Here is a 9,757-nt window from a genome sequence, read left to right as displayed (position 1 = left end):
CGTTCTGGCCTTTTACGAGCAGATGCGGGCGGACTGGCGCGGCGCCGGCCGGCATCCGGCGCTGCGACGGCTGATGGGGCGCCGCGAGGTGGTCAGCCTGCCGGGAAGCCTGATGGGCTGCCCCGCCTGGTTCGCCGCCGAGGCGGCCGAGCGGCTGGCGATGGAGGGAGGCGACCGATGACGGTGCGATTGTCGCTGCTGCTGGCCGTGGCCATTCTGGCGGCGGTCGGTTTCGCCCTGACCCTGGGCGAGGTCGCCTTGACGGCGGATCAATACCGGCTGGCGTTTTCGGACCCGACGTCGGTGGAGGCGGAGGTCCTCTGGAATGTCAGGGCGCCGCGCATCGTCTGCGCCCTGATGGTGGGCGCCGGGCTGGGACTGTCGGGGGCGGTGCTGCAGGGACTGCTGCGCAATCCTCTGGCGGATCCGGGGGTGCTGGGGGTTTCTGCGGCTGCGGCGCTGGGCGCGGCCTTCGCCATCGTGGTCGGCGGGGCCGCCGTGCCGGGCGCGGTGGCGATCGCGGCCCTGATCGGCGCGGGCCTGGCCGGGACGGCGCTGGTGATCTTCGCCGCCAGGGTGCGTGCGCCCGAAGCCCTGATCCTGTTCGGCGTGGCCCTGTCCAGTTTCGCCGGCGCCGCCACAGCCCTGATCTTCAACCTGTCCCCGTCGCCCATCGCCTCGGCCGAGGTGATGAGCTGGCTGCTGGGCTCGGTGCAGAACCGCAGCTGGGCGGACGTGGCCTGGGTCACGCCGCTGGTGCTGATCTCGGGGGTGCTGGCGGCGTTCGCGTCGTCGGGTCTGCGCATGCTGACCTTGGGAGACGAGACGGCGGCGGCCTCGGGCCTGTCCATGGGACGGGTGCGTACGGCGGCCCTCATCGCGGCGGCGCTGGCGGCCGGGGCCGCTACTGCGGTGGCGGGGGTGATCGGATTCGTGGGGCTGGCGGCGCCGCATCTGGTGCGCCGGGCGGTGCGGGGCGATCCGGCGCGCCTGTTGCTGCCAGCCGCCCTGACCGGAGGCCTGATTCTGGTGCTGGCGGACCTGGCGGCGCGGATGACGCCGACGGATCAGGAGCTGAAGCTGGGCGTGTTCACGGCGCTGGTGGGGGCGCCGCTGTTCGCCCTGATCGCCTGGCGCGCGGCGCGGGAGTGGAGGCTGTGAGCGCCCTGTCCCTGAGCGGGGTCACGGCGCGGCTGGATGGGCGTGCGGTCCTGTCCGGGGTCGATCTGCACGTGCTGCCCGGCGAGGTTGTGGCCCTGACCGGGCCCAACGGCGCGGGCAAGACCAGCGTGATCCGGGCCCTGGCCGGGGTGTTGCCGCTGGAGGCGGGCGAGGCCCGGCTGGACGGCCTGGCGTTGGCGCAACTGGGCGCGCGCGAGCGGGCGCGGCGGGCGGCCTGGCTGCCGCAGGATCGCCGCATCGCCTGGAACATGCCGGCGGTGGAGGTGGCCGCCCTTGGCGCGCCGTTCCTTTCGGGCGGCGAGGCGCGGGATCGGGCTCTGGAGGCCCTGATGGAGATCGATGCGGGCGATCTGGCCGCGCGCGGCGTGGCCGAGATGTCCGGCGGCGAGCGGGCGCGGGTGCTGTTCGCGCGGTTCCTGGCCACCGGGGCCCCCGCCCTGATGGCCGATGAGCCGGCGGCAGGTCTGGACCCGGACGCCCAGCTTCTGGTCATGGAGGTGCTGCGCGGCCGCGCCGAGGCGGGGGCGGCGGTTCTGGTCAGCCTGCACGACCTGTCGCTGGCGGCGCGCTATGCGGACCGGGTCCTGGTCATGGATCATGGCCGCGTCGCCGCCGACGGCCCGCCGCGCGAGGCGCTGGCCCCGGGGGTGCTGAAAGCTGTGTTCGGGGTCGGCGGCCGCTGGCTGGAGACTCCGCAGGGGCCGGTGCTGAGCACCTGGCGGCTGGCCGGCGCCGTCTAGAACGGCCAGCGGGCCATGGCGGCGGCGAAGACCAGCAGGGGCGCCAGCAGAAGGATCTCGACGTTCAGCGCCATGCGAACCCTGGCCAGATCAGCGGATTCGGGCTGGAAAGCCGGATCGAGCCGGAGGGCGCGACGCCAGGCGATGAACCGGAGGGTGGGAACGATCGAGGCGGCGGCGATCAGCCCGAAGACGAGAATCTTGGCCCAGAAAAAGGGGTTCGTCTCATAGAACATCCACCCCTTGCCGCCCCAGATCACCCGGCCGACGCCGACGATCAGCACCAGCATGGCGGCGCCGCCGACCCCTGCGTCCAGACGAGCCAGCCTTTCAACGGGCACGGGCCTGACGCGCAGCAGAACCCTTTGCGCGGTTATCATGGCGACGAGGCCGAAAACCAGAATGTGATGCAGGACGGCGAGGATCAGATCCAGCATTGTACAGGCTCCTTCACGGGCGGCCGCAAACAGCGCAGGTTCGCACAATGACACGATTTCTGCGGGTTGCGGCGGATTATGGGGCGAGACGCCGCTCGTCGTCCCTCCTTCGGCTGTTCAGCGGAAGCGCTTGGCGCCTGGCTGTATTTGCAGGGGCTCTGCTGCTGAATCTGGGACTTCTGGCCGGACTGGCGCTGCGGGACTTTCAGAACCTGCAGGCGGTTCCCGATACAGCGCCGTCCTATGTCATCTTCGCCGACATGGCGCCGCGCCCGGTTTCGATAGTTCACAATGTGGCGCCGGCAACCGGCGGAGACGAAGCGGCGACAGGGCGTGATGAGCAGGAAGAGGACAGGGGCCGCCTGCCGGGGGATGCAGCGGCCACCGACGGAGCGCCGGAAAGCGCTGATGGTGCGGACGACCCCTGGCGTGTCAGGCCCACAGGCGTGGACGACCGGATCGCCCGGAGGTTGCAAGCCGGCGGCCTGGGCTGCGCGAACCCCACTCTGCTGGACGCGGACGAGCGCGAGCGGTGCGCCCGGCGCTTTGGCGGAGATGCGCCGCGCATTGTCGGAACCGGCGATCGGCGGCGGGATGCGCGGTTCGCACGGCAGGGCGCAAGGGAACTGGCGGCATATGAGGCGCGCCGCGCCGCGCCCGCCGCCCGGACGCCTTGCAACCAGGGCGGGCCCATTGCGGACTGCGGCGTCGAGATCAATGTGGAGATTTTCTCGAGCGTCGACGGCTTCTTTCCCAATCTGCGTGGCGAGGATTGAGCCTGTTCCTGAACGCTGCCCCGTGGCGCCCGCGCCCTGACGGCCTATAAGGCGGCCATGAGCCGTGAAGTGAAGACCCTGTATGTGGCGGAGGCCGAGGACGGCATCCGTCTGGACCGCTGGTTCCGGCGGCGCTGGCCGCACCTGTCCCATGTGCAGGTGCAGAAGATGGCCCGGTCGGGCCAGATCCGCGTGGATGGATCGCGCGTGAAGCCGGAGGACCGGCTGACGGCGGGGGCGGCGGTGCGGGTGCCGCCGATCCCCGAGCCGGTGGAGAAGACGCCGGGCGAGCGGCAGACCCTGAGCGACCGGGACGTGGCCTACGCCCGTTCGCTGGTGCTGTTCGAGGACGACATGGTGATCGCCCTGAACAAGCCCGCCGGGCTGGCGGTGCAGGGCGGCACCAAGACGACGAAGCACGTGGACCGGCTGCTGTCGGCCTGGGGCGAGGGGCTGGAGCGGCCGCGGCTGGTGCACCGGCTGGACCGGGACACGTCCGGGGTGCTGCTGCTGGGCAAGGGCCCGGAAGCGGCCAAGCGGCTGGCGGGGGCCTTCGCCCGGCGTCAGGCGAAGAAGACCTACTGGGCCATCGTCATGGGCGCGCCCAAGCCCGGAGCCGGGCAGATCGATCTGGCGCTGAAGAAGTCCGGCATCAACGATTTCGAGATCATGCGCCCCGCCGATCCCAAGGAGCACGGCGCCGAGCCGGCGGAGACCGCCTTCGCCACCATCAGCCGGGCGGCGCACCGGGCCAGCTGGATGGCGCTGCGGCCCTTCACCGGCCGGACCCACCAGTTGCGGGCGCACATGAAGGCCATGGGCCATCCCATCCTCGGCGATCCCAAATACGGGGACGAGGCCTCGACCGAACTGTCGGGGCCGTTGAAGCTGCAACTGCATGCGCGGCGGATCGAACTGGATCATCCGGGCGGCGGCAAGCTGATCGTCGAGGCGCCGCTGAGCCCGGAGATGAAGGCCGGCTTCGCCCATTTCGGCTTCTCCGAGGACGAGGCCGAGCAGGACCCCTTCGCGGGGGTCAAGCGCATCCGATGACGCCCGATCAGGCGATGCGGGCGCAGCAGGGGGCGGCCCTGCTCAACCAGAGGCGTTTCGCCGAGGCCCGCGATCTGCTCGCGCCGCTCGCGCAGACATCGCCGGGAGACCCGGACATCCGTCACCTGTACGGCGCTGCGCTCGTCGGCGCCGGGGACACGACAGGGGCGGAGCCGGAGCTGCGCGCCGCCCTGGAGATCAACCCCGGCCATGCCCATGCCGCGGTTGATCTGGGCCGGTTGCTGGCGGCCCAGGAACGGCATGAGGCGTTGCTGGCCGTCACCGAGGCCGCTGCGGCGAGGGAGCGCCCGCGTCTGGCCTTGCTGGACCTGCGGGCCCGGGCTCTGCAGGCGCTGGACCGGACGGCGGAGGCCCTGGCGGTTCGCGAGCGGCAGGTGCGGCTGGCGCCCGACAATCCGGTGGTTCACCACAATCTGGCGGCGCTGCTGGGCGACCTGGGCCATGCGGAGCGGGCGGAGGAGGCGGCGCGCACAGCCTTCAGCAGGGGCGGGGATGCGCCCGAGACCTGGCTGGCCCTGGCCCGCGCCCTGCAGAAACAGACTCGCTATGACGAGGCCGACGCGGCTTTCGCCGAGGTTCTGAAACGCCGGCCCCTGGCGTTGGACGCCCTGCGGGATCAGGCACAGCTGGTCTGGATGCGGACAGGGGACGTGGCGGCGGCGTGCGAGCGCATCGACCGGATGATTGTCGAGCATCCGGACGTCAGCCTGCTGCGCGCGCTGAAGGCCAAGGTGTTGACCTATGCGGGCGATCCGCGCGGCGCCTATGCGGCCATGACAGCCGGGCCGCTGACCGATGCGGCGGGGCATCTGGCGGCGTCGCGGGCGGCGGTGACCTTCGACCCTGACAAGGCTCTGGCGCATGCACGGACCGCCGTGGCCCTTTCCCTGGACATGGAGGAGGCGCGACGCGGGCTGGTCGAGGCGCTGCTGGCCGCTGGGGCGGCGCGGGAGGCACAGCCGCTGGTGGAGGCCATGCTGGACCGGAAGCCGCTGGACCAGAACCTGCTGGCCTTTCAGGCCACCCTCTGGCGGTTGCTGGAGGATCCGCGGCTGGCGCAGCTGTATGACTATGAGGCGGTGGTGCGGGGCTGGCGCATCGACACGCCCGATGGCTGGCCGGATCTGGACAGCTATCTGGCCGATCTCGCCCGGACGCTTCGCGGCCTGCATCGCCTGAAGACCCACCCTCTGGACCAGTCGCTGCGGCACGGAACCCAGACGAGCATGGACCTGCTGGTCAGCGAAGAGCCTACGGTGCGGGCCTTCTTCAGGGCCATCGACGGCCCCATCCGGCGGCACATGGCGATGCTGGGACAGGGGGACGATCCCCTGCGCCGCCGCAACACCGGCGCCTATCGCATCAAGGGAGCGTGGTCGGTGCACCTGCAGCCCGACGGATTTCACGCGGACCACCTGCATCCGGACGGCTGGCTGTCGTCGGCCTGCTATATCGCCCTGCCGGACGCGATCGAGGGGCCAGGGCGGGAGGGCTGGATCCGGTTCGGGCGGCCCGGCGTTCCCACCGCGCCGCCCCTTGAGGCGCAGCACTACATCAAGCCTGAGCCGGGCCTGCTGGCCCTGTTTCCCTCCTATATGTGGCATGGGACCGTGCCGTTCTCCGGGGACCAGACCCGGCTGACCATCGCCTTCGACGTGGTCCCGGCATGAGGACGGCGGGCGATGCGCCGCTGGCGGTGTTCGATATCGACGGGACCCTGGTGGACAGCCGGGCGGCAATCCTGGAGGCGGCGGTGACGGCCTGCCGCGCCGTGGGCCTGCCCGAGCCGGGCTATGACGCGGTGCGGCAGGTGGTGGGCCTGTCCCTGCACGAGGCGCTGCGGGTGCTTGGGCCGGGTCTGACCGACGCCGAACTGGCCGAGTTCGTGGCGGCCTATCAGGGCGCGTTCCGGGCCATGCATGAGCGGCCCGGCTTCGAGGAGCCGCTGTATGCAGGGGCGACGGACCTGCTGGACCGGCTGAGGCGGGACGGGTGGCGGCTGTCGCTGGCCACGGGCCAGTCGCGGCGAGGGGTGGAGCGGAACCTGGCGCGGGCGGGCTGGGGGGACCTGTTCCTGAGCAGCCACTGCGCCGACGACGGGCCGGGCAAGCCGGATCCGGCCATGCTGATCCGCGCCATGGTGGTCTGCGGCGGGGCGCCGGAGCGGACGGTGATGATCGGCGACACCAGCCACGACATGCGCATGGCCTTGAACGCCGGGGTCCGGCCGCAGGGGGTGGCCTGGGGCTTTCATACGGCGGACGAAGTGCTGGCGTCGGGGGCGGCCCATGTGGCGCAGGATTTTCCCGAACTGGAACAGGTGCTTGGCCGGTTTTCGGATTCACGCGGGGCGGCCTGACGATTCCCACAACCAACTGGCGGGAAATGCGTTACATGCCCATGATGAAAACCTTGACCGTTTCCGCGATCTGTCTGTCCGCCCTGACCCTGGGCGCCTGCGCGGCGGCCCGTTCAGCAGGCGAGGGGGTGGGCACCGTGCGGGAAGGCTTCGCCGAGGCCGCCACGGCGCCGCTGGAAGACCTGAACCTGCGCCGCGACGCCATTCCCACGGTGCTGCTGCAGGCCCAGTCCGCACCCTACGACATGCGCAATCTGGACCGGTGCCCGACCATCGCCGCCGAGGTCCGGCGGCTGGACGACGCCCTTGGGCCGGACCTTGACGAGCCCACGCCCCAGGACGGTTCGCTGGCCAGCGAACAGGCCGCGGACGCCGCCGCCGACGCGACCTTGGCGGCCATCCGGGACACCGCCACCGACTTCATCCCCCTGCGCAGCTGGGTCCGGCGGCTGACGGGCGCCGAGCAGCACAGCCAGCAGGTGCAGTCCGCCATCCAGGCCGGGCGTCAGCGCCGGGCGTTCCTGAAGGGCATGGGCATGCAGCGCAACTGCGCGCCGCCCGCCGCGCCGAGCTGGTTCACGCCTCGCCGGGGCTGACGTCTCAAGCTTGACCGAGCCTGATTGATACTCCAATCGCGAGACGGGGGTAGCGATGGCCAAACACAATGCATTGAAGGCGCTCGTGAGCTTTGATGGGCGCACACGGCGACGGGACTGGTGGTTGATCTGGATTGGTCTTGCCGTCATACAGACCTCGCTTTGGGCTCTGCTCAGCAAGATGATCTTCGGCGCATGGCCGTCGCTACTTGATCCGAGCCTTTCGCAAGGTGAGGCCGCGGTCAGTCTTGGTGTGCTCTTGGTCTTTCTTTGGCCTTTGACAGCATTGTCGATGAGGCGTGCGCATGACCGCGACAAGAGCGGCTGGCTGGTGCTTGTGTCAGCCCCCTTGGCTATTGCCGATGGGATAGCCATGCTCATCGCACCGGATTTGATGATGTCGCCGATGGCGCCTCCGTTCTCCACCCTGGATATCGCCAAGCATGTCTTCACTTCGGTGTACCTCATCATCGGATTTTGGCTCCTCGTCACCCTTGGCTTCCTCGACGGGACGCCTGGCCCCAACCGCTATGGCCAGTCCCCCAAGGGTGTTGGTCAGAACAACTACGTCTCGCCCCCGGCCGATTGATTTTCAACCGGCCCGAACACCCGCTCGAAGCTGGCCTTCAGGGCGGCGTCGGCGTCGTCCATGCCGGCGATCAGGCCCAGGTCGGCGAGGCTGGTGACGCCGTGTTCGCGGATGCCGCAGGGGACGATGCCGTCGAAGTGGGTCAGGTCCGGCTCCACGTTCAGGCTGATGCCGTGGAAGCTGACCCAGCGGCGCACCTTGACGCCGATGGCGGCGATCTTGTCCTCGCGGCTTTGAGGCGACCCGTCGTCGCCGACGAAGCGGCGCTCGACCCAGACCCCAACACGGCCCTCGCGCACGTCAGCCTCCACGTTGAAGGCGGCCAGGGCGCCGATGATCCATTGCTCGAGGCCGCGCACGAAGGCGCGCACGTCGCGGCCGCGCTGGTTCAGGTCCAGCATCACATAGGCCACCCGCTGGCCGGGGCCGTGGTAGGTGTACTGGCCGCCGCGCCCGGTCTGGAACACCGGGAAGCGGGCGTCGATCAGGTCGTCCGACTTCGCCGAGACCCCGCCGGTGTAGAGGGGCGGATGCTCCAGCAGCCAGATCATCTCCTTCGCCTCGCCCGCGTGGATGGCGGCCACCCGCTCCTCCATGAAGGCTGTGGCCTCCTCATAGGGGACGGGGGCAGGGGCTGTAACCCACTGGACCGGCCGCCCGTCGTCGCGGCGCAGACGGGCCAGATCGGGCGGGAAACTTAACGGCTGGGAAAGCATGATCGGTCCAATGTGGCGGCAGGGGGCAGCCATGCAAGACCAGACCACCCCGGTAACCGCGTCAGTACACCCGATGAGTCAGATCGAATCCGTAAATGTCGAGATCTCCGTGGTGCTCGGTCGCTCCGTGCTGCCCATGGCGCAGCTGTTGCGCATGGGCCGCGGCGCGGTGATTCCGCTGGACGCCGGTGAGCACGACGAGGTGTGGATCCTGGCCAACAACCACCCGGTGGCGCGCGGCGCGATCACCATCAACGACGACCGCATCGCCATCACCGTGACCCGGCCGGCGGACCTGTACGACTATATGGCCGGCGCGGCGTAGGGGCCTGTGCCCACGCTCCTTGTCATCCCGGCCGGACCCCGGACCTGTTCCGGGGGAAGAGCCGGGACGCAGCCACACACTCCCCGCTCATCCCGGCGAAGGCCGGGATCCAGATGGCGGGCGAAGCGGCCAGGACTTGAGACGCGCCCGCAAGTCCAGCCATCCAGCCCTATGATCTGGACCCCGGCCTTCGCCGGGGTGAGCGGATAGAGGGGGCGGATCGTCCCGTCCCGGATAGCGCCTGACGGCGCTTCCGGGATGACAAGGCGGGTCAGGGGGCGGGGCCGGCGTCATTGCCCTGCGCGCCCGAAAAACAGTGCAACCGGAGTGCAAGGGCCTCGTCGGCGATGGCGCGTTCGGCCTTGCCGGAGAGGGCGTTCAGCTCGGCGACGAGGCGGGTGAGGTCGTCGGCGGGGTTGCACTCCGGGTCCGAAAAACAGTGCAACGGGGGTGCAAGGTCCGGCTGGAGGGCGGCCTTTTCCGCCTGGCGGGCGACGGCGGCCAGCCGGGTGGTGAGGCGCACCAGATCGCCGGTGGGGTCCGGTTCGGGCGCGGGCGGCGGCGCGGGCTCTGGCTCTGGCGCCGGTTCGGGCGTGTGCGACTCCGGGGCGGAAAAACAGTGCAACGGGGGTGCAAGGGTCTGTGCGGGGGCGGCCTTTTCGGCTTCGCGGGCCTCGATCTCGGTGAAGGGCACCAGCGGCTTGAGCTCACGGTATAGGCGCAGCCAGCCGCGGGCCTGGATCAGCTGGCCGGCGGCCACGGCGGCCTGAAGCATGGCCCAGCATTTGTCGACCATCTCCAGGGTGGTGAGGGGCTGGTCCCGGATCGCGCCTGTCGGCGCGTCCGGGGTGACAAGGGGGGTGTCCTGTGAGGGCGATGCGTTTGCAGGGTCTGCCATGGGCGCCGGATCCGGGGCGATGAAGGGGGCGGGCTGGTCGGCGCGGCGCCAGCCTTCGATCTTCG

At 70.5% G+C, this 9,757-nt stretch carries 11 protein-coding genes and 2 pseudogenes; 10 read left to right on the top strand and 3 right to left on the bottom strand.

What is annotated here, in order from left to right:
- From ACK4FB_RS14655 to ACK4FB_RS14645, 3 genes and pseudogenes are all read left to right on the top strand, one after another.
- Positions 1–181, top strand: a pseudogene (locus ACK4FB_RS14655) (ABC transporter substrate-binding protein); the annotation flags it as partial.
- Positions 178–1,161: a FecCD family ABC transporter permease gene (locus ACK4FB_RS14650; protein WP_409753908.1), complete on the top strand. Its 984-nt coding sequence runs from the start codon at positions 178–180 to the stop codon at positions 1,159–1,161. The pseudogene ACK4FB_RS14655 and the gene ACK4FB_RS14650, both read left to right, overlap by 4 nt.
- A complete protein-coding gene (locus ACK4FB_RS14645; protein WP_409753905.1) occupies positions 1,158–1,922 on the top strand; it encodes an ABC transporter ATP-binding protein in 765 nt (254 codons plus the stop codon). Before ACK4FB_RS14650 ends, ACK4FB_RS14645 begins: the two co-directional genes overlap by 4 nt.
- On the opposite strand, the gene ACK4FB_RS14640 is transcribed toward ACK4FB_RS14645, so the two are convergent.
- Entirely contained in the window at positions 1,919–2,359 is a 441-nt protein-coding gene (locus ACK4FB_RS14640; RefSeq protein WP_409753902.1) for a DUF2214 family protein, read from the bottom strand. The genes ACK4FB_RS14645 and ACK4FB_RS14640 overlap by 4 nt on opposite strands.
- 47 nt (positions 2,360–2,406) lie before the next feature.
- Here ACK4FB_RS14640 and ACK4FB_RS14635 point away from each other — a divergent pair, with 47 nt between their 5' ends.
- From ACK4FB_RS14635 to ACK4FB_RS14610, 6 genes are read left to right on the top strand one after another with little or no spacing between them, the layout of a single operon-like run.
- On the top strand, positions 2,407–3,135 hold the full coding sequence (locus ACK4FB_RS14635; protein ID WP_409753899.1) for a hypothetical protein: 729 nt from the start codon (positions 2,407–2,409) through the stop codon (positions 3,133–3,135).
- A 57-nt stretch (positions 3,136–3,192) separates the two neighbouring features.
- Entirely contained in the window at positions 3,193–4,188 is a 996-nt protein-coding gene (locus ACK4FB_RS14630; protein ID WP_409753896.1) for an RluA family pseudouridine synthase, read from the top strand.
- Positions 4,185–5,879, top strand: coding sequence for a putative 2OG-Fe(II) oxygenase (locus tag ACK4FB_RS14625; RefSeq protein ID WP_409753893.1), 1,695 nt, complete (start codon positions 4,185–4,187; stop codon positions 5,877–5,879). The genes ACK4FB_RS14630 and ACK4FB_RS14625 overlap by 4 nt, the downstream gene beginning before the upstream one ends.
- Entirely contained in the window at positions 5,876–6,568 is a 693-nt protein-coding gene (locus ACK4FB_RS14620; protein WP_409753890.1) for an HAD-IA family hydrolase, read from the top strand. Before ACK4FB_RS14625 ends, ACK4FB_RS14620 begins: the two co-directional genes overlap by 4 nt.
- Positions 6,569–6,621: 53 nt before the next feature.
- Entirely contained in the window at positions 6,622–7,164 is a 543-nt protein-coding gene (locus tag ACK4FB_RS14615; RefSeq protein ID WP_409753887.1) for a hypothetical protein, read from the top strand.
- A 55-nt stretch (positions 7,165–7,219) separates the two neighbouring features.
- Positions 7,220–7,753, top strand: a complete 534-nt coding sequence (locus ACK4FB_RS14610) for a DUF805 domain-containing protein (protein ID WP_409753884.1) — start codon at positions 7,220–7,222, stop codon at positions 7,751–7,753.
- On the opposite strand, the gene lipB is transcribed toward ACK4FB_RS14610, so the two are convergent.
- Positions 7,729–8,469 carry a lipoyl(octanoyl) transferase LipB gene (gene lipB, locus ACK4FB_RS14605; protein ID WP_409753881.1) on the bottom strand — a complete coding sequence of 247 codons (741 nt, stop codon included), beginning with the start codon at positions 8,467–8,469 and terminating at the stop codon, positions 7,729–7,731. The two genes, ACK4FB_RS14610 and lipB, sit on opposite strands and share 25 nt — an antisense overlap.
- 73 nt (positions 8,470–8,542) lie before the next feature.
- Between lipB and ACK4FB_RS14600 the strand changes: the two genes are divergently transcribed.
- A complete protein-coding gene (locus tag ACK4FB_RS14600; protein ID WP_409753878.1) occupies positions 8,543–8,794 on the top strand; it encodes a FliM/FliN family flagellar motor switch protein in 252 nt (83 codons plus the stop codon).
- Between the two features lie 271 nt (positions 8,795–9,065).
- Here the strand turns inward: ACK4FB_RS14600 and ACK4FB_RS14595 are convergent.
- A pseudogene (locus ACK4FB_RS14595) lies at positions 9,066–9,757 on the bottom strand (hypothetical protein); the annotation flags it as partial.

The organism is Brevundimonas sp., from assembly GCF_046299535.1.
GTDB lineage: Bacteria > Pseudomonadota > Alphaproteobacteria > Caulobacterales > Caulobacteraceae > Brevundimonas.
This window is presented reverse-complemented; position numbering and strand designations above follow the sequence as displayed.